Here is a 22,191-nt window from a genome sequence, read left to right as displayed (position 1 = left end):
TCAGCCATCTAAACAACGCACCATGAAACATGTCCGCATATTGATCTTCCTGGCCGGCTGTATGACAGTCATCATCAGCTGCAGAAAAGATTACGAAGTTATTCCACTCGAAAAAGTAACCATCGAGTATGTATTTGACCAGGATGATTCACTGGGTACCTATGCCAACAAATTTCTCAACAGCATCTATTCCAAATTGCCCGGTGGATACAACCGTGTAGGCGGCGATCTGCTCGATGCAGCGTCAGACGATGCCATCTCCGGACTGGTAGGTACCTCCGCAGTATCACAACTTGCCACAGGTGCATTCACTTCCTATGCACCCATCACAGACGAATCGCCCTGGAACAATTGTTACGCCGCCATCCGTGCTGCCAGTCTTTTTGTTTCCAACATCGACGTGTCGCCCGTAAAGGAAAAATTACCCAACGGCGCCTCTATCCGCTACGCATGGAAAGCAGAAGCCCGTTTTATCAGGGCCCTGTTTTATTTTGAACTGCTGAAACGTTATGGTGGTATACCGCTTATGGGAGATAAAGTAAGAGAGCTGGGAGATGATGTGCAGATACCGCGCAGCTCTTTCGCTGATTGCGTAAACTATATTGTAAACGAATGTAACGCTATCAAAGACAGCCTGCGTCCTAATCCCATCGTGGCGCCGGAATTGAACAGCCACCGTGCCACCAGGGGCGCTGCACTGGCTTTAAAAGCACGGGTGTTGCTGTATGCAGCCAGTCCCTTGTTCAACGGGCAAAATATCGAGGCCGGTAATCCGCTGACAGGTTACAGCAGTTATGATAAAGCACGCTGGAAGCTGGCAGCAGATGCCGCCCGGGAACTGATCAATGAAAAGACTTTCACGCTGGTACCCAATTTCAAAGATGTATTCATCACCCAAAACAACAGTGAGGTTATCTTCTTCCGCCAGGGGGGAAACACTACGGAAATTGAAAGTACCAACGGACCGGTAGGTTTTGCCGCGGTAGCGAGAGGGCGCACCAATCCCACCCAGGAACTGGTGGATGCCTTCCCTACCAATGCCGGGCTGGCCATCACCGATCCGGCATCAGGCTATAACTCCAATGAACCCTATGCCCGCCGCGATCCGCGCCTGGCCATGAGTATCCTGTACAATGGCGCCCGCTGGCTGAATACCGAACTGCAAACATTTGAGGGCGGTCAGCACCGGCCCGGCGGCGCAGAACCTGGTACGAAAACATCTTACTATATGCGCAAGTTCATGGGCAACTTTGAAAATGCGACGCAGTACAGCAACACGAGCCACGACTGGATCATCCTGCGCTACACGGAAGTACTGCTCAATTTTGCCGAAGCAGAAAATGAATCCAACGGCCCCACGGCAGAAGTATACCAGGTGCTGAAAGACCTGCGCGCCCGTGCAGGGATTGCAGCCGGCGATAACGGTATGTATGGCCTGAAGGAAAATATGACAGCAGATGAAATGCGCAATGTAGTGCGTAACGAAAGAAGGATAGAGCTGGCCTTTGAAGAACACCGCTTCTGGGATATCCGCCGCTGGAAAATTGCGCAGCAGGTGTATGGAAAGGCATTGCATGGTATGAGCATCATCAAGGAAGGACCAGCCTTTGTCTACAACATAGCGGAAGTATTTAAACCAGTGTTTATCGCGCCCAAAATGTACCTGTATCCCATTCCATATGATGAAGTGGTGAAGAACGATAACATGCGCCAAAATCCGGGCTGGTAAAGTCATATTCCTTACAAGAAATTTAACTGACTGAAGATGAAAAATATTATACTGTTTCTCCTGCTGTTGGTTGCCGCACCATTTGTGGCAACAGCCCAGCAAAAAAATATAAGTGGTACGGTAAAAGACGTAAATGGGGTACTGCCCGGCGCTTCCATTTCGGAAAAAGGCGTGCCCACCAATGGCGTGATAGCTGATGCCAACGGCCGGTTCAAACTCGCCCTGAAAGGCAGTTCCCATACACTGATCGTAAAGCTGATCGGGTTTTCCGCACAGGAAGTTGACATAGCCGGTCGCGATGCGATTGACGTAGTGCTGCAATCTTCTACCCAGGGCATCGACGAAGTAGTGGTGGTAGGCTTCAACACCGCCAAACGTATCACCAGCACCGGCGCGGTAAGTGCTATTACCGGCGCTGAAATCAGGAACGTACCCACCGCTAATGTGCAGAATGCCTTGATGGGAAAACTGCCGGGATTCGTTTCACAGCAACGCTCCGGTCAGCCAGGAAAGGATGCTTCCGATTTCTTTATCCGTGGTGTTAGCTCGCTGAACAGCGATGGAAATAAACCACTGATCATTGTAGATGACATCGAATATTCCTATGATCAGCTGCAACAGATCAATGTGAATGAAATCGAAAGTATCTCTATCCTGAAGGATGCGTCCACCACGGCGATATATGGTATCAAAGGCGCCAACGGCGTACTGGTGGTGGCTACCCGCCGCGGTAAGGTGGGACTTCCGCAGGTAAACCTCCGCGTGGAATCAGGCCAGCAGTCGCCGGTGAAAACACCCAAATTTTTGAACTCCTATGATGCGGCCACCCTTGTAAATGAAGCTTACAAAAACGATGGGCTGGCGCCGAAGTTTACCTCCCAGGACCTGGAACTTTTCCGCAGCGGCGCCGATCCTTACGGACACCCGGATATCAACTGGTATGATGCGGTATTCAAAAAACACGCTTACCAGGCCAATACCAACGTGGATATTTCCGGTGGTACAGAAGCTGTGAAATATTTTATCTCCGGCGGATTCCTCACCCAGAACGGCCTGGTAAAAGATTTCTCCGATCCCAGGAATGAAGTGAATACCAACTACTTCTTCCGCAGGTATAATTTCCGCTCCAACCTCGACATGCGCGCTACCAAAACGTTAACCATGCGGCTCAATCTCACTACCCGTTTCGGTGATATTAACCAGCCCCGGTCGGCCAACGTGGTATCGGAAGTATACAACTTTGAAAAAATACATCCCTACTCCGCGCCTTTAATGAATCCCAACGGCAGCTACGCCTATGCCGTGGATACAAAGGATGCATTGCCTACGCTCAACGCACGGCTGGCTAACGGTGGCTACAGCCGCACTAAAAGAACAGACTTTGATGTGCTTTACGATATCACGCAGCAGCTGGATTTCCTCACGAAGGGGCTGTCGCTCACAGGCCGTATTGCATACGGTGGCATCGAACAGTATGCAAGAAATTTATTCCGCGAAGCAGAACCGCCATCGTATTATTATAATCCGGCCGATCAGTCGTACACCCTCGATCCGCGCGGCAACTACCGCCTGCAGAAATACAGGGTAACAGGTAACACAGACCTCTACAGCCGGAATGTAAATACACAGGCTTTCCTTAGCTATAACCGTATTTTCGGTGATCATACACTCAATGGGTTGGCGCTGTATAACAGGCAAAGCTATACGTCGAAGGCAGATATTCCTGCCAACTTCAGGGGCTTTTCCTTCAAGGCAGGCTACAACTATAAACAGAAATACCTGCTCGATTTCAACGGCGCGTACAATGGCTCCGACAGGTTCCAGGCGAAGAAACGGAATGGCTTCTTTCCTGCCGTGGGCGTAGGCTGGAGCATTTCGGAAGAACCATTCTTCAAACGTAACAATAGCTTTGTAAGCCTTCTGAAAGTGCGTGGATCATACGGTGTAGTAGGTTCCGACGTTACATCAGGCAACCGTTACCTGTACCGCCAGGAATATCTCAATGGCGGCGGTTATTCTTTTGGAGAGAATGATACGCAATCCGGCTCCATCTACGAAGGCGATCTTGGCAACATGGATGTAAGCTGGGAAAAAGCAAAAAAAGCAGACGTAGGGGTCGATGTAAATCTCTTTAAAGACAAACTATCTTTTACGGTAGATTATTTTCACGATATCCGCTTCGATCAGCTGGTACGGAAAGGCTCTGTGCCCAACATGATTGGAATTGGTTACAGTCCTACCAACGTAGCCAGAACCAGCAACCAGGGCTTCGACGGGCAGATCAACTACCGGGGGAATATCCGCCAGGTAAATTTTAATACCAGCCTCGTATTCCAGTATTTCAAAAATAAAGTACTGTTTAAAGACGAAGCGCAACCCGCCTATCCCTGGCTGCGGGAAACGGGACTGCCCATCGATCAGCCATTCGGATACACCTTTATCGGGTTCTACACACCGGAAGATATCCAGAAGATCCAGGCCAATACACATGATAAACCCGCTGCACCACTCAGCGAGTATCCCATCCAGGCCGGCGATCTCAAATACAAAGATATCAACGGCGACGGCGTGATCGATAACAACGACCAGGGCCCCATTGGAAAACCCAACCTGGCCAGCACGGTATTGGGACTTACACTCGGCGCCAACTACAAAGGCTTCAGTATTAACCTGCTCTTCCAGGGCTCCTTCGGATACAGCTTCAGCGTAGTAGGCACCGGTATTGAAACTTTCCAGAGCCAGTTCCAGCCTATTCACCAGCAGAGATGGACGCTCGAGAATGCCGACAAGGCGCAGTTCCCGCGGCTCACGAGCAATCCAACCACGGTAAACAGTGCGCGTACGTATATGTCGGATTTCTGGCTGATAGATGCGCGCTATGTGCGGCTGAAAACAGTGGACCTGGGCTATCAGCTGCCCAGCCGCTGGCTGCCGGGCCGGTTGAATAATACACGTGTGTATCTGAGCGCGTATAACCTGCTTACGTGGACCAACTACGATAAGTACCAGCAGGATCCCGAAGTAGCCAGCAACTCTGCAGGGGATGCCTACATCAATCAGCGCGTGATCAACCTGGGTCTCCAAATCAGCTTTAAATAATATCTTATGAACAAAATGCTATTGCTATTGATTACCGGCGGCATTTTTACTTCCTGTGTAAAGAACCCGCTCAGTGATTATCAAAGCCAGGAACGCGCCATCATTTCCTTCCGGTTACCCGAAGGCCAGGTGGGTACTTCAGAGATCATAAACGGAACAGATTCCGCCACCGTTACGGTATGGGTAGAAGATGATGTGGACCTGAGTGCCGTGAGCCCTTTGGTGATGGTGTCCAAAAACGCCACCGTGCTGCCAGCCCCGGGAGTAAAGGTGGATTTCTCTTCCAATAACAATCGTTATGCTTACCGTGTCACTTCCGAATCCGGGGAGCAAAAGTACTGGTATGTACGCATCATGAAAAAGACAGCAGCTGCCGGTCCGCGTTTGCAGCTGCTGCCAAACAATGGTCAGTGGAACCCGGCAGTAAGAGTATACAGCGATCTTGATTACAACGATTATCTTACCCGCTACCAGGGCTGGAACGGCGGCGACGGCTGCTATTCGGTGTTACTGCCGGACGGCCGCCTGCTATGGTCATTCCAGGATAGTTTCTTCGGGCAGGTAAGTGCCGATCGTAACCGCACCAACAACGTAATGCTGCGCAACGCTGCACACCTGCAACTGGATACTTCTTTGCAAAGCTTTGTGCAACTAAACCCCGGTTCAGGGAGTGCCAGTCAAACCTGGATCAAATACGGCAACGCACCCGAAGACCAGGACTGGTACTGGCCCGGCGCCGGACAGGTGTATAATAACAAAGTACAGATGCTGTTAAGTCATGTGAAGAAAACCGGCAGCGGTACCTGGGATTTTGCACACGTAAGCACAGACCTCGCCATCTTCGATTTGCCCTCCATGCAGCTGAACCAGTTGATCCAGGATAAAGATACACTCAGTAACTACAGCGCCGGTAGCATGAAAGCACCCGATGGCTATACGTATATGTACAGCACGGAAAATGGTTTTCTCACCTCTTCTATGTATGTGGCCCGCGCAGCAAATCATGATCTTAACGGAGCCTGGGAATATTACAATGGAACCGGGTGGAGTACCACACCGGTGAAATACAATGTTTGTAATGACATCAGCCAGCCGAACGTGTTTTATAAGAATGGTAAATATTACCTCGTATCGCAGCAAATTATTTTCGGACTGGATATCTATATTCTGGAATCAACTACGCCGGTAGGGCCGTGGACGAATAAACGGACACTGTACCATATCCCGGATCAATACAGCGTAGGTTTCATCAGCTATAATTCATTTGTGCATCATGCACTAAGCAGGGAAGGGGAGCTGGTGATTTCTTACAATATCAACCCTACTGATTTTTCCACCAACTTCAACAGTCCCGGTAGTGCCGACAGGTACAGGCCGTATTTTGTACGGGTATTCAATTGGCAATAGCAAATAATCATGTTCAACAAAGGAAAAAAATTGCTGGCCCTGCTGATGATCTCAGGGCTGGCAATGAAAGCACAGGAAAAGACGTTCAGCTTAAACAGCAGTAATAAAGCCGTACACTGGAAAATAAAAGCGGCAGCCGAAGTGGGCCAGGAGCCTGCTATCCATGCCCCGGACTATAACGATCATAATTGGGTAACCGGCGTAGTGCCGGGTACGGTATTCGGCGCATTTGTAGCAGCAGGATTGGAGAAAGATCCCAACTTTGGGGATAATATTTACCAGGTAGATAAAACAAAATATGACCGCGACTTCTGGTACCGGGCCACGTTTACGCCTGTACGTAATACTGCTGAAAAGCAGTGGCTGAATTTCGAAGGTGTGAACCGCAAAGCGGAAGTATACTTGAATGGTCAGCGTATTGGTGCACTGGATGGTTTTATGGACCGTGGTAAATTTGATGTAACGGATATATTGAGATATGACCGGCCTAATGTACTCCTGTTATTGGTGCATTGGCCCGGTACGCCTATCGTGAATTATTCCAGTCCTACCTACATTTCAAGTGCCAGCTGGGATTGGATGCCTTATGTGCCCGGCCTTAACATGGGCATTACGGACGATGTATATCTTGGCAGCTCCGGCCAGGTAACAATTGCAGATCCCTGGATCCGCACTGTTTTGCCGGATTCATCGCGCGCAAAGCTCAGCATCAGTATGGACCTGGATAATCATTCGGCCGGCATACAGGAAGGAGAAGTATCCGGTATTATTCAGCCCGGCAATATCCGTTTCTCTAAAAAAATAAAACTACCCGCAGGACAATCAGAGCAGGTAATGTTTCATCCTGAAATAGCACATCCGCAGTTGTGGTGGCCCAATGGATATGGTAGTCAGCCGCTGTACACCTGCCAGCTGCAGTTTGTATCCGGTGGAAAATCATCCGACAGCAAACAGGTAACCTTCGGCGTAAAGCAATACAGCTATGATACCCTCGGCGGTGTGCTGCACATCAGCGTGAACGGCAAACGTATATTTATAAAAGGCGGTAACTGGGGCATGTCTGAATACATGCTGCGCTGTCGCGGCGAAGAATACAGCACGAAGGTGCGGTTGCATAAGGAAATGAACTTTAACATGATCCGCAACTGGATAGGCAGTGTTACCGATGAAGAGTTTTATGATGCCTGCGATAAGTATGGGATGCTTGTATGGGACGATTTCTGGCTGAACTCACATCCTAACCTGCCAAAAGATGTTTTTGCCTTTAACAGGAACGCCGTGGAAAAAATAAAACGCCTGCGTAATCATCCCAGCATAGCGGTTTGGTGCGGCGACAATGAGGGTTATCCTTTACCACCGCTGAATGGTTGGTTAAAGGAAGATGTGAGCACCTACGATGGCAATGACCGCCTTTATCAATCTAATTCCCACTCGGACGGATTAACCGGCAGCGGCCCCTGGGCCAATTTCATGCCCGCCTGGTATTTCACAAAATATCCCGGTGGCTTTGGAGGAACACCCGGATGGGGAATGCGCACAGAAATAGGTACTGCCGTTTTCACCTCTTTCGAAAGCTTTAAACAATTTATGCCCGACAGCAGCTGGTGGCCCCGCAATAAAATGTGGGATCTGCACTTCTTCGGTCCCTCTGCTGCAAACGCAGGCCCCGACCGCTACGACGGCGCTATTAATAAAAGTTATGGTAAGGCCACCGGCATCGAAGATTATTGCCGCAAAGCGCAGTTGTTAAATATAGAAACCAACAAGGCATTATACGAAGGCTGGCTGCACCATATGTGGAACGATGCCTCCGGTGTAATGACCTGGATGAGCCAAAGCGCCTATCCAAGCCTGGTGTGGCAAACCTACGACTATTACTACGACCTTACCGGCGCATACTGGGGCGTTAAAAAAGCCTGTGAGCCATTGCATATTCAATGGAGCGCGGCTGATAATTCCGTGAAAGTGATCAACACCACATTGGATAACTACCACGGTTTGCAGGCGGAAGCCATCGTTTACAACATGGATGGAAGGCCGGCGCCGACGTTCGGCCGGAAAGCAATCGTAGATGCTGCCTCCAATACAGCCACACCGTGTTTCGACCTTAACTTCAATATCGATAACCTGGCGTTTAAAAAGTCAGCAGTGGCGTCTTCTTCCTCGCCGGAAAGCGCCGGAGCGGGGGCCGTGGCGGATGGCAGCACCGGTTCAAGATGGAGCAGCAACTACGCCGACAATGAATGGGTTTATGTGGACCTGGATGCTGTACAGGAGATCAGCAGCGTGATGCTGCATTGGGAAAGTGCTTACGCCCGTGCCTATAGCCTCCAGGTGTCCGGCGATGCAAAATCCTGGCAGGATGTATACGCCACAGACTCCGGCAACGGGGGAATTGAAACCATTAATATTAAACCCGTAAAAGCCCGTTACGTACGCATGCTTGGCCGCAAACGCGCCACAGAATGGGGCTATTCCCTGTATGACATGGAGGTGTACGGCAAACGCAGCAAGGCGTTGACGGATGTACAATTCATCCGCTTGTTGCTGAAAGATGGACGAGGCAGATTACAGTCTGAAAATTTCTACTGGAGAAGTAGTCGCATGGCAGATTATACCGCGCTGGATCAACTGCCCCCGGTGCAGTTGAAAACTTCCTCCAAACTGGAACAGCACGGCGACAGTACCCGTATCATTGCCACCATCACAAATCCCTCATCTGCCCCTGCATTTGCCGTACATGTGCAGCTGTTAAGGGCAGATAATAACGAGCGCGTGTTGCCCGCAGTGATGAATGATAACTATTTTACGTTGTTAAAAGGAGAGCAGAAGCGGGTGGAGATTATGTTTGAAAAAGAATTATTGAAAGATGGAAAATATAAACTCCTGGTGACTCCCTATAATCATTAATACGCTGGTATTATTGAATAGAAAAGCCTTTGCCTGACCAGGTAAAGGCTTTTTTTATGGGGGTATTTATATATCGATTATAGCATATGTATGCTGAATCTACCTTGCTTTCTTTAATTTAGTGGCAGAAAATGAGCGAATTTGATAAGGGATAACTCCTATAGTGACCTGGAACTGATAACTATGCTGAAGAGAGGGGATGTGACAGCGTTCGATCTGCTTTATGCCCGTCATTGGTCCGGTATGTACCAGGCGGCATATTACCTGTTGCGCGACCAGGGCGCCTGTATGGATATCATACAGGACATTTTTGCATGGTTGTGGGAGAAGCGGGAGCAACTGGATATACAGGCGGTGCCATCCTATCTGCGAAGCGCTGTCAGGTTTAAGGTGGCCAACTATATCCGCTCCGGTAAGGTGAGGGAGGAGTTCTATACGGAACTGGCGGGGTTGTCTTTACCGGAAACACCGGGCCCGCAGGACTTTATGGAGCTGAGCGACCTGAAGTCGATTATCGGGCAGGTGATCCATAGTTTGCCGGAAAAGTGCCGCGAGATATTTCTCCTGAGCAGGGACGGGCAACTGACGAATCAACAGATTGCAGACTTATTGAATATTTCCATAAAAACAGTCGAGGCACAGAAAACAATAGCACTGAAACGTATCCGCGCAGCAGTAGATCCTCACCTGCTCGCCTTGTTATTACTCCCGGTGATGACCCATTACCATTAAGATACCCGGCTCAAAAAAAAATTTGAGACTCTTTTAAGGGTATGTCCTTTTACAATTGCCTATGTATATGATAGGTTACGCATGACACGAGAAGAGGCAATATTATTAACGGAAAAAGTTGTATCCGGCACCGCTACGGATGAAGAGCTGCTGCAATACAACCAGCTGTTCAATGCTTTTCAGCAGCAGGAAGGCTGGGATGAACACCTGCTGGGCAATAAACAGCTGCTGGAGGATGCGATCCGCCTGCGCTTACAGCCTGTACTCGACCGCAAGCCCAAAAGGAAAGTGGTCAGGTGGTACAGGTGGGCCGCAGCAGCAACAGTAACGCTGGTACTGGGTACCGGCTATTATTTCTATCAGCAACAGCGTCAGCAACCGCTGGCGCCCCAGGCGGTCCGTTTTAAGAATGATATTGTGGCCCCGGCCGGTAATCATGCCGTACTTACATTGGGCAACGGGCAACAGATCCTGCTGGATACAGCGGGCAATGGCACGCTTGCCATGCAGGGACAAACCAGCGTTTCCAAAAACGCGAATGGCCAGATCGTTTATAACAGCGCTGGTAACGACGTTAGTTTTAATACTATCCAGGTTCCAAATGGAAGCAAGGCGCTCGCGATCGTATTGGGCGACGGCACCAAAGTCTGGATAGATGCAGGTTCTACACTTACCTATCCGGCTGCCTTCAGTGGCGGTAAACGCGAAGTATCCGCAACGGGACAGGTTTATTTTGAGGTTGCACAAAACAGCCACCAGCCTTTCATTGTAAAATCTACCACCAATAAAACCACCATTGAAGTATTGGGAACCGCTTTCAATCTCCGTTCCTTCCGGGACGAAGAAAAAATGAAGGTCACCCTTGTCAGCGGCACCGTAAAAGTAAATACCGCCGCTGCTTCACAACTGCTGCATCCGGGCGAACAGGCGGCAACAGCAGGGAGTGCTATACAACTGCTCACCAACGCCGATCTGCAGCAGGTAACTGCCTGGAAAGAAGGATTATTTGTTTTTAATGGCGCTGACATCGCCACTATTATGTCAGAGCTGCAACGATATTATAATGTAGACGTCGACTTTCAGACCGATGTTAAAGATGCTTTTGTCGCCAGAATTCCGAGGGATGTCCCCGTATCTCAGTTGCTGAACTTGTTGGAGATGACCGATCTCGTTCATTTCAAAATTGAAGGACGGAAAATTACTGTGATAAAATAGTACATACACCAGCTCAATCATCCGATCGGGTAAGGCAGGCCACCTTACCGGCGGGAGAAATGTTGTCGATTTTAGTTTATCCGCACAGCGGTATTGTTCATCAAAAATCAACCAGAAGCTATGCTTGTAAAAAAGCTGATGAGCGCTTTATGCCTTTCGAAATCAGGAGAGAAAAAGCCAGGTGCCAACTACCTCAGGACTTATTTACTCATGGGATGCCTGCTATTGGCCACCCAGACTTTCGCACAGAAAGTATCTATGAACATGAAATCAGGTTCCCTGGAAAAAGCGTTCAGGGAAATCGAAAAACAAACAGGATACAGCTTTATTTATGGGAAGAACCAACTCAGCCAGGCAGCGCCCGTAAACATTGATGTAAAAGATCAGGAGCTGGCAGATGTGCTGAAATTACTTTTCAATAACCAACCATTCGCTTATTCGCTGTCGGGAAAATTTATTGCCATCAGGGTGAAAAAAGCCCCGGGCACTGAAGCTAAACCGGCAGATAACGGAATTACTATCCGCGGGAAAATAACAGATGAGAAAGGAAATCCCATTCCTGCGGTATCTGTGGTGATTCCCGGCACTCCTTTCGGCGCAATGACGAATGAAAACGGGGAATATGTCATCAACAGGGCGCCGGCGGAAGCACAGCTGGTAGTATCCTATCTTTCCTACGAAACACAACGTGTCGCTGTTAAAGGACGTACCACTTTTGACTTTGTTCTAAAGGAGCAGGTAAATTCATTGACAGAAACAGTAGTGATCGGGTATGGAACTACTACTAAAAGATTGAATACCGGTTCGGTGAGCAGCATTACTGCAAAGGATATCGAAACGCAACCTATCTCCAACCCACTGGCCGCTCTACCCGGACGTATCCCGGGTGTACAGATCACCCAGCAGAATGGTTTGCCGGGTAGCGCTGCCGTGGTACAGATCAGGGGCCAGGGCTCTTTGAACTCAGGCACCCTTCCTTTATATGTGATTGATGGCGTTCCTTTCACCAATTACAACGGCTCTTTTCCTCCTACGGATAACCTCAACTCCTTTGGTGCCAGTGGCGCCAACGGTGGTATCAGCCCTTTCAGTATGATCAACCCGGATGATATTGAACGGATGGATATCCTGAAAGATGCTGATGCAACGGCCATCTACGGTGCCAGGGGCGCTAACGGCGTGATCCTCATCACCACGAAGAAAGGCAAATCCGGCAAAACAAGGGTGAACCTCAATGCCTATACAGGATCGGGAAAAGTAAACCACTTCATCCCTATGATGAACACACAGCAATACCTGGACCTGAGAAAAGAGGCCTTTAAAAATGATGGCCTCACACCAAATACGGCGAATGCGCCGGAATTAACCGTATGGGACCAGCATGCTTACACCGACTGGCAGAAACTCCTGGTAGGAGGAACGGCCAGATCCACCGATGCACAGGCGTCTGTTTCAGGAGGGGATACCAAAACGCATTTTATGTTCAGCGGCGGCTATCATAAGGAAACTACTGTGTACCCTGGTAACTTCAACAGCCAGCGCCTCACCGGTCGTTTATCTGTTGACCATACCTCTGCCAACAATAAATTTTATGCGGCTTTTACCACCAACTATTCCAATGATAAAACCGTTCTGCCGGCATCAGATGTTATTTCCCTGTACAACCTGCCACCTAACATGCCTTTGTACGACAGCACCGGCAAGCTTGCATGGACTGGTCGTTTCGATAACCCGCTTGCGCTCCTGCAACGCCGCTATACCAATACAACAACTAACCTGATGACAAACGCCAACCTGCGTTATACCATCATTAAAAATCTCAACTTCAAAGTAAATCTTGGTTATACCAATACCACCCTGGATCAGGTGAATCCACTGCCGGCATCTACGCAGAATCCGGTCAACAATCCGCAGTCGTCCGCCACTTTTGCGAACACACGGTCGCAGAATTATATCGTAGAGCCAACCCTTGATTACAGTATAGATATGAAGCAGGGCAGACTGAACCTGTTGGTAGGAAGTTCGTATCAGCGGACCCTCACTTCCGGTCAGAGTGTAGACGGCCGGAATTACAGCAACGAAGCCTTGTTGGGGTCCCTGGTTGGTGCAGGTACTATTGTGCTGAATTCCAGCAATTACTTCGATTACCGTTACGCATCTTTGTTTGGCCGTATCAACTACGACTACCAACAAAAATACCTGCTGAATGTAACCTTCCGCCGCGACGCTTCCTCCAGGTTTGGACCGGATAATATCCTGGCCAATTTCGGCGCAGTGGGCGCTGCCTGGTTGTTCTCTGAAGAAGATTTTATTAAAGACGCACTTCCCTGGCTTAGTCTCGGTAAGCTGAGAGCCAGCTATGGTACCACTGGTAATGACCAGATCAATAACTACATCTACCTGCCTTTGTTGTCATCCGCAGGTACTTACCAGGGGGCTTCCGCACTGCTCCGGGGAACGCTGCCGAACCCGGGTGTGAAATGGGAAACCACCCGCAAGCTGGAGTTTGGCCTGGAGCTGGGCGCCCTGGACGACAGGATCGCATTTACCGGTAGTTACTACCGTAACCGCTCCGCCGATCAGCTCCTGTCAGCCGCACTGGCTACCCAGTCGGGATACAACAGCTATACCGTAAATGTACCAGCCCTTGTACAAAACAGTGGGGTGGAACTGGAGCTGAATACCCTTAATCTTAAAACATGGAATTTCGGCTGGAGGTCATCTGTCAACGTAACCTTCTACCAAAATAAACTGGTGGAATTTCCAGGGATTGAGAAATCCTTTTATGCCAGCAGCTATCTTGTAGGTCAGCCTATTGATCTTGTCAGAAAATATATTTACACCGGGTATGATCCTAATACAGGAATCCCGCAATATGTGGATGTGAACAAAGATGGAAGTGTTGATTTTAACAATGACCGTCAGATCATCAAACCTGGTACGCCTTTCTTCGGAGGATTGAACAATAGTTTCAGCTATAAGAACTGGGACCTGAGCTTTTTCCTGCAATATAACCACAGGAAGGGAGCTACCAATACTTTCGATATACCCATTGGCAGCAGCACAAATAACCAGAACACATCTCTGCTCGACAGGTGGCGTCAACCAGGCGATAAAGCAGCCTATCCGGCAGCTACCTCTACTTCCGGCACGCCTATCTATCTCGGCTATACGCCGTATTACAGTTCTACCGCATGGTGGGGAGATGCAAGCTATCTGAAACTGAGATCTGCTTCTCTTTCCTATTCATTCCCGAGGGCATGGATTACAAAAGCAAAGATCAGTAACCTGAAAGTATATGCAGAAGGACAGAACCTGTTTACCTGGGCGAAGAATAAATACATCTACGATCCCGAAACGAGTGTTTCAGGAGGTCCTCCGGGATTGGGTACCGGTATGATTGCCATGCCACCGTTGAGGACCATTGTATTTGGTATTAACTGTTCATTCTAAAATCTGAATTCCGATGTCTTGCTTCAAAATAAATAAAAGGGTAACCGCAGCAATATTACTGACAGGAATTGCTTTTTCTTCCTGCAAAAAACTGGTGGAAATTGGTCCGCCTACAACGCAGGTGGGCCTCGACCAGGCCTTTGCATCCGATGCAACTGCCACCAGCGCAGTGCTGGGGGTTTATAATGCCAGCTTTACACGGGATGTGCTTTTCCCTTTGAGTGAAATGCCGGGACTTTCTGCCAATGAACTGCAGAACAATATTTCCAGTCCCGCTTTCGATGAGTTTAAAACAAACAGCATCACCATCACCAACAGCGTGATTAACTTCGTACTCTGGGGATATTCTTACTCCACCATTGCACAGGCCAATGCCATGATGGATGGTATTTCCCGCAGCACTACCTTGTCTGCTCCCGTGAAGAACCAGTTACTGGGAGAAACCAAAGTATGGAGGGCCTTCATCAATATGTACCAGGTAAATATGTTTGGCGACGTGCCAATGCCGGTTACAGACGATCCGCTGGCAAATGCCACACTGGCGCGTACTCCGGCAGCACAGGTATGGGAGCAGATCATAAAGGATCTTACAGAAGCACAAAGTATACTCACAGATGCATACCCCGCCACACTGAGAACCAGGATTAACCGGCAAACGGCGAACGCCCTGCTGGCAAGGGCTTACCTGTACCAGAAGCAATGGGCCAATGCAGAATCAGCCGCCAGCACTGTGATCAACTCCGGTATTTACAGTCTGAATAAAGACCTGAACACTACCTTCAGCAATACCAGTAATGAAGTGATATGGCAACTGGCTACGCTTACCGGCTTATCCACCTATACTACCAACAGGAGTGCCAATGGAGGCAGCTATGCTGCAGCAACAGGTTCCGTTCCGGCAGTAACGCTAACGGATACACTCTATAATTCACTGGAAGCAGGCGATAAACGGAAAACCAGCTGGATAACAGCAACCGATATCGGGGGCACCAACTATAAAGTGATCACAAAATATAAATTGCGGGTGCTCGCCGCAGGTACCACCACTGGCAATGAGTTTAACGTGATGTTACGCCTGGCCGAACAGTACCTGATAAGAGCAGAAGCACGCGCCCAACAGGGCAACCTCACCGGCGCCATCGCCGACGTGGATACCATCCGCGCTAAAGCAGGGCTTCCGATGCTGGACAACAACATCACCCAGCCTAGCCTGCTGCTGGCCATCGAAAATGAAAGAAAAGCGGAATTGTTCGGGGAATGGGGACACCGGTGGTTTGACCTTAAACGTACACCGGGAATTTCCGGAGGCGGTAAAACCCGTGCAGATGAGGTGATAGGCGGCATGCGCCCTGCCACCTGGACAAGCACCGACATACTCTATCCAATTCCCGATGCACAGCGTGTTGCTAACCCGGCATTAACTCAAAACCCGGGATACACCAACTAATCATAAACCAACCATGCACAATATGAAAAAAGTACTCCCGATTTTGCTGAGTGGTAGTCTCCTTACCGCCGCCCTGCAATCAAACGGACAGGCAAAAGTTAGCCAGGACTCCCTGATGAGATATTATACGCAGCTCGCTAAAGGCAGCGATGCCGATAAAGCACTGCTGGTGAATAAACTATATGCGCTCACCAAAAGTAAAAAGGAATCCGACTGGCTTACGGCATCCGGTTTCTTTTACCAGCTGAAGCAGGTAAATGTGTCCGACTCTATCCGCCAGGCAGCCGAGAAAAAATTTCCTGCCGGAATCACGGTCCGCGATAAGCAGGTACAACCTATCTACGACGAAAATGACCCGGTGAAGAAAGAAGCGCTCTATAAAGCATGGATGAAGAAATTTCCGCAGGGCAAACTGGACAACGATGTGATCGTTTATGACTATGTCCGCAATAGTGTAGGCACTGCCTATGCGCAGGCTGATAATTTGCCGAAAGCACTGGAATATGCCAACAGTATAGAATCCCCTTTCTGGAAAGGGCAGGGGTGGGTAGGAACTGCTGAGCGCATTATTAAAAAAGGACACACCGCGGAAGCAAAAGTGCTGCTGAAAAAAGCCATTGATGACGCCTGGGAATTCAGAACAACCCGTAAGAATGAAATGGGAGCCCAGTTTGCAGCGATAGGCTATGCGGGTTATCTGAGTACCTATGCACAGCTGCTTTACAACGATAAAGAATATGACTCCGCACTGGTGTACCTTAAACGCGCAGAAGAGGCCGAAACACCTGTAAGACCGCAGGTAAACGAGATGTTTGCAAAAGTACTCCTGGCAAAAGGAGAATATAAAGAAGTATTCAAACGCATGACTGAAATTGCCGCACAGGGCAAACTGAATGACAACAATAAAGAACTGTTGACTACCGCCTATGCCAAAGTACGCGGCGATAACAACCTGCAGGGATATATCGATTCATTGAAAAGTGGGCTGGATAAAAAAATGCAGGAAGAATTCGCAAAACAGATCATCACGGAACCGGCTCCTGGCTTCACCCTGAAAGATGTTGATGGAAATACTGTATCACTGGCAGATTACAAAGGAAAAACGATTGTACTGGACTTCTGGGCCACCTGGTGCGGCCCCTGCAAGGCCTCATTTCCTGCCATGAAGAAAGCAATGGACAAGTACAAAAACGATCCGAACGTGAAATTCCTGTTCGTGCATACCTGGGAAAAAGAAGCAGATGCAACTGCGAACGCGAAGAAATATGTTACCGGCAATAACTTTCCTTTTGAAGTGTTAATGGACCTCAAAGATCCTGCAACCGGTGTAAACAAAGTAGTAGACAGCTATAAGGTAAAAGGCATTCCCACCAAGTTTGTTATTGATGGCAGAGGTAACATCCGCTTCCGTTTCACCGGCTTCAGCGGGGGCGACGATGCCGCTGTGGCAGAAGTATCAGCCATGATCACCCTGGCGAATCAACAGTAGCAGAACAGTTACTTTAAATAAAATAAAAACAGCGGAGTGGCATCACTTCGCTGTTTTTATTTTATTACTGAAATGAGTATTGATGAAAACACATAATATCCTTGTGTAAAATTTGTTAACAAAAGGTTACGGAAAATTGATATATTCATAGTCAACCAAAATCAACTGCTGCTATGAGAAATCCAGTTCTTACCGGATGCCTTATCCTGTTATGCCTGTTCACCAGTCTAATAACCTATGCACAGGTAACCACTGCCACCCTGAGCGGCACCATCCAAAGTAAGGAAGGCAAACCATTAGCCGGTGCCACCGTGAAAATCGAATACCGGGAAGCCGGTATCAGTAAAGTAATCATCACCCAGAATAATGGCTCCTTCCAGGTGCCAAACCTTCGGGTGGGCGGTCCTTACAAAGTGACGGCTACTTTCGTCGGTTATTCAGAAAAATCGGAAGAGAACATCTTCCTGGAGCTGGGACAAAACACGGCCCTGGACTTACAGCTGGAACTCAGCTCCGCTAACCTGTCGGGCATCACCGTTACGGGCCGCTCCAAAATTTTCGATAACCAGCGTACCGGGGCCTCTTCCAATATCAGTTCGCGGCAGTTACGTCAATTGCCAACCATCTCCCGCTCCGCGGATGATTTTACCCGGCTGACACCTTCCGCCTCCGCGACGATCAACGGCACCTCTTTCGCCGGCCGCAACGGGCAATACAATAACTATTCGCTCGATGGCGCCGTATTTAATAATCCATTTGGCCTGGATGCACCTACACCCGGCGGACAAACAGGCGCTCAACCCATTTCCCTGGATGCGATCGACCAGATACAGGTAAACCTGGCGCCCTACGATGTAACCCAGGCGGGCTTCACCGGCGCCGGCGTTAATACCGTTACCAAGTCCGGTACGAATACTTTCGGTGGCACGGTGTACGGTTTTTACCGCAACCAGGGCATGACCGGCAAAAAAGTGGACGGTAACAAAATCGCTGTACCTGATCTCACACAGCTACAGGCTGGCTTTGCAGTGGGAGGCGCCATTGTTAAAAACAAACTATTCTATTTCGCCAACTTTGAAACGGAACAACGAGATGATGCTGCCAGCAGCTACGTGGCACGTACCGCCAGCAACGGCGACAACAATAATACTTCCCGCGTATTGGAATCAGACCTGGTAGCTGTAAGCGATATCCTGCGGGACAAGTTCAACTATGAAACCGGTCCCTGGCAAGGCTTTAATCTCAAGCAAAAAAATTATAAATGGTTAGCAAAACTCGATTGGGTGATCAACGAAAATCACAGCTTGTCTTTTACCTACAATGGACTGCAGGCAACTAAAGAAAAACCTGCGCACCCCAACGCCATCCGCGACCGTGGTCCTGATTACCAGACTTTACAATTCAGAAATTCCGGCTATGAGATCGAAAACAGATTGCAATCTTTCGGCGCGGAGTTAAAATCCAGTTTCGGCAACCATTACGCCAATAAGCTGAGGGCCGTATATACCACCTTCAAGGACAAACGGACGCCTTTCTCGGAGCCCTTTCCTGTACTGAATATCACCAAATACGGTACTATGTACATTGTGGCCGGGCATGAGCCATTTTCTATCAACAACCGGCTGAACCAGGATGCCTTCCAGGTAACAGACAATTTCAACATCATCCTTCCCAAACATACTATTACCGTAGGAGGGTCTTATGAGTCCTTTAAATTCGGAAATTCGTTTAACCTCACCGGCTATGGCGCCACCCTTTTCAGCGACGCGGATATCCAGGTTTTCAAAGACAGTGTTCCGGCCAGCGGCAAATATGTTTTTGGTGCATACCCGCTGGATGTGGATGTAGCAGCAGCAAGAGCCGCAGGCGCCGCCGATAAATGGAACTGGTATTATATCACTGTGGCACAGTTATCAACATATCTGCAGGATGAATGGAAAGCCACCGATAACCTGCGCGTTACCTTCGGCCTCCGGATGGATATTCCGCTTTATATGAATTCCTCCTTTCAATCGCCGGATGGCAAAAAAACTTCTCCTACCATCCCCAATAACGATGACCTCACCCTCTTCGATGAACACGGAGAACGGGTTACAAACGGCCAGGGAAAACAACTGGACAATACCCGGCTTCCTTCCTCCAAACCCCTGTTCTCCCCGAGGATCGGTTTCAACTGGGATGTGAAAGCCGACAAAAGCCTGCAGCTGAGAGGCGGTTCCGGCCTCTTTACCGGCCGTTTCCCATTTGTTTGGATCGGTAACCAGATCGGCAACCCCACCTCCGGTTTTTATTGCGCCACCGACCGCGATTTTAAATGGCCGCAGATCTGGCGCACCAATATCGGTGCCGATATCAGGGCCGGACTGGGAACTATTTTCAGCGTAGACGTAGCCTATTCTAAAGATGTAAATGCCATGATGGTAAGGAACTATAAGCTGGGTACGCCTACTGGCTCATTGAACAGTGGCATCGGTGATACGCGAAGCGTATACAAAGACACCGATAAAGGAGCCGTGAATGCGTATATTTTCACCAATACAAAAACAGGCGATCAGTTCAACACCAGCTTCACCGTTCAAAAAACGTTCGCCAATAACCTGTTTTTATACGGCGCCTATAATTACCTCGTGTCGCGCGATGCAAGCTCCATTTCAGCAGAAATCAGCGGTGACGCATTCGACCGGAACCCCATTCTCAATAATGCCAACGAAGCCAGGAATACACCTTCCCTTTATGGAAATACTCACCGCTTCGTAGTGGCTGCCAGCAAAAAGTTCAACTACGGAAAAGGTAAATATGCAACAACCGTTTCCCTCTTCGGTAACTGGAGCAGCGGTAACCGCTTTGCCTATATTTATGGAGGCGACATCAACAACGACGGCACTACCAGCAACGACCTGCTCTACGTTCCCAAGAACAGCGAAATCGACTTAATGCAGTTTGCACCGCTTACAGACGTAAACGGGGTAGTACAGAATGCAGCCGCCCAGAAAGCGGCGTATAAAGCATTCATCGAGCAAGATCATTACCTCCGGAGCCGGAGAGGCATGTACACAGAAAAATATGCAGGAGTAAGCCCCTGGTTCAGCCAGGTGGATATGCGCGTATTACAGGACTTTTACTTTAAGAGCGGAGAGAAAATCCGGACCGTTCAGATTAGCCTGGATGTAGTTAACCTCGGTAACCTGATCAGCAGCAAATGGGGTGTCCGGAAGTATGCCAGCAACTCTGGTTATTTCCAGCCAATATCCGTAACCGGCGTAACCAATGGCGTGCCTACTTACCAGTTCGATCCTTCTTTGAAAGAAACGTTTATTGCCAGTCCGGATTTGTTAAGCCGCTGGCAAACACAGCTGGGGTTGCGTTTTATATTTTAGCGGAGTATATTGATATAGTCCGCAGGTTATTATTCTTGCGGAGATATTTATTCTTCTAGCTCATCGAAAGCTTATTTGTAGCTCAAAATTGGGGTGTTTTGAGCTTTATCAGGATACCTTTTGAACCTAAAATCCCAAATTATTCAATAAAAAGTGCGTTGTTTTTTAGCTAAAAAACAACGCACTTTAATAAGAGAAACTTCAACGCTTACTTTTATTTTGGGGTAATAACAATGAATGTCCGGCCGGTAGCAAGTCACTATTACTCTATCAGAAATTTAACAGACAGGTAGTAATATTGATCTGTTACCGGCTTATAGTAGAAGTTTTCTTCAGATATGGATTCAGGTGAGGTAAGATCTGTCACGGTAATGGCCGCGCCTATTTTTTTATTGATGGCCTTCGCAATGGTGGCAGCCTTTTCTTTGCTGTCGCTGAAGGCAGTAGCATACAGTTTTTCGCTGTCTTTAACAGGCTTATATTTTAATCGGGTGCTTACGATAGTCACCACCACTCCATTTGCCAGCTTAACAACTTTTAGAAGCTCTTCTTTGTTACGGGTTTCAAATGTGTATAAGCTGCCTTCCCTGTAATATTGCAACGCCTGGTATCCCATCTTATCTTCTTTGAACCGGCTTTCTTCAAAGCCTGCCGCTTTGGCTTTGGCCAAAAAAGCGTTCTTAAGATCTTCAAAAGCTTTTTTCCCTTCCCCTTCTCCATATTCGGCTGCTATTGCAAAATCTACCAGGTAGGATTCAATCTCCCTGTCTATTTTGGCAACGCCCCTGACTTCAATGGAACTCTCTTTTCCCTGTGAATGGCTGTTCAATGCTGCAAATAGCATCATTGCGGCCAATAATATTTTTTTCATTGGTTTTATTTTTGAATTACCGGAGAATAACTTCCTACGCTATCGTAAAGATCAAAGAGGCAGCAATCATCCATACGCCTACAATAATGCCCAATATGCCGAGCTTGCCTTGTTTGGGAGCAATTTTCGCCCGGATCTGCACCGCTTTTTCCATCGCCTTTTCACTTTTGGAGAGGAATAATTTGGTGATGAGCGGGTATCCGAGTAAAAAACCTAAGCAGGCTTCTACCAGGCTGCCAGCTGTCAATGTGGTCCACCAAATAGGCGCGGCGGTAAGCCAGCCCATATGGAGTACGGCGGTTACTACACCCCAGATCCCCCAGAAGCAGAAAATAATGCCTATCCATCCCTGGTAGGGTTCTACTTTTTCCAGCAGTTCCTTTGCATTGGGTTTCCTGGATAGTATCAGGGAAGGGACAGCAATGATGCTTAATAAGATCAGAGAGATTCCGTAAATCATGG

General features: G+C 48.6%; 12 protein-coding genes. 10 read left to right on the top strand and 2 right to left on the bottom strand.

Annotated elements, in window-relative coordinates; all coding sequences use genetic code 11:
* The first annotated feature begins 22 nt into the window (after positions 1–22).
* From AB6805_RS03270 to AB6805_RS03225, 10 genes are all read left to right on the top strand, one after another.
* Positions 23–1,729: a RagB/SusD family nutrient uptake outer membrane protein gene (locus AB6805_RS03270; protein ID WP_370908026.1), complete on the top strand. Its 1,707-nt coding sequence runs from the start codon at positions 23–25 to the stop codon at positions 1,727–1,729.
* A gap of 36 nt (positions 1,730–1,765) precedes the next feature.
* Positions 1,766–4,828 (top strand): SusC/RagA family TonB-linked outer membrane protein, encoded by a 3,063-nt coding sequence (locus tag AB6805_RS03265; RefSeq protein WP_370908025.1) that lies wholly within the window; start codon positions 1,766–1,768, stop codon positions 4,826–4,828.
* 6 nt (positions 4,829–4,834) lie between these two features.
* Positions 4,835–6,235, top strand: a complete 1,401-nt coding sequence (locus tag AB6805_RS03260; protein ID WP_370908024.1) for a DUF5005 domain-containing protein — start codon at positions 4,835–4,837, stop codon at positions 6,233–6,235.
* A gap of 9 nt (positions 6,236–6,244) precedes the next feature.
* A complete protein-coding gene (locus AB6805_RS03255) occupies positions 6,245–9,145 on the top strand; it encodes a discoidin domain-containing protein (protein ID WP_370908023.1) in 2,901 nt (966 codons plus the stop codon).
* 141 nt (positions 9,146–9,286) lie between these two features.
* Positions 9,287–9,877, top strand: coding sequence for an RNA polymerase sigma-70 factor (locus tag AB6805_RS03250; RefSeq protein ID WP_370908022.1), 591 nt, complete (start codon positions 9,287–9,289; stop codon positions 9,875–9,877).
* 81 nt (positions 9,878–9,958) lie between these two features.
* Positions 9,959–11,092, top strand: a complete 1,134-nt coding sequence (locus AB6805_RS03245; RefSeq protein WP_370908021.1) for a FecR family protein — start codon at positions 9,959–9,961, stop codon at positions 11,090–11,092.
* 120 nt (positions 11,093–11,212) lie between these two features.
* Positions 11,213–14,545, top strand: coding sequence for a TonB-dependent receptor (locus tag AB6805_RS03240; protein WP_370908020.1), 3,333 nt, complete (start codon positions 11,213–11,215; stop codon positions 14,543–14,545).
* A 13-nt stretch (positions 14,546–14,558) separates the two neighbouring features.
* Positions 14,559–15,992, top strand: a complete 1,434-nt coding sequence (locus AB6805_RS03235; protein ID WP_370908019.1) for a RagB/SusD family nutrient uptake outer membrane protein — start codon at positions 14,559–14,561, stop codon at positions 15,990–15,992.
* A 22-nt stretch (positions 15,993–16,014) separates the two neighbouring features.
* Complete coding sequence (locus tag AB6805_RS03230) at positions 16,015–17,481, top strand: redoxin domain-containing protein (protein ID WP_370908018.1); 1,467 nt, start codon at positions 16,015–16,017, stop codon at positions 17,479–17,481.
* Between the two features lie 173 nt (positions 17,482–17,654).
* Positions 17,655–20,858: a carboxypeptidase regulatory-like domain-containing protein gene (locus AB6805_RS03225; RefSeq protein ID WP_370908017.1), complete on the top strand. Its 3,204-nt coding sequence runs from the start codon at positions 17,655–17,657 to the stop codon at positions 20,856–20,858.
* Between the two features lie 262 nt (positions 20,859–21,120).
* Here AB6805_RS03225 and AB6805_RS03220 read toward each other — a convergent pair whose 3' ends face one another.
* Positions 21,121–21,729, bottom strand: a complete 609-nt coding sequence (locus tag AB6805_RS03220) for an SIMPL domain-containing protein (protein WP_370908016.1) — start codon at positions 21,727–21,729, stop codon at positions 21,121–21,123.
* Positions 21,730–21,763: 34 nt separating this feature from the next.
* Positions 21,764–22,189: a hypothetical protein gene (locus tag AB6805_RS03215; protein ID WP_370908015.1), complete on the bottom strand. Its 426-nt coding sequence runs from the start codon at positions 22,187–22,189 to the stop codon at positions 21,764–21,766.
* Between the last annotated feature and the right edge of the window lie 2 nt (positions 22,190–22,191).

Source organism: Chitinophaga sp. RCC_12, from assembly GCF_041360695.1.
Taxonomy (GTDB): domain Bacteria; phylum Bacteroidota; class Bacteroidia; order Chitinophagales; family Chitinophagaceae; genus Chitinophaga.
The sequence above is the reverse complement of the archived record's forward strand: the minus strand, read 5'-3'. Positions and strand labels throughout refer to the sequence as shown.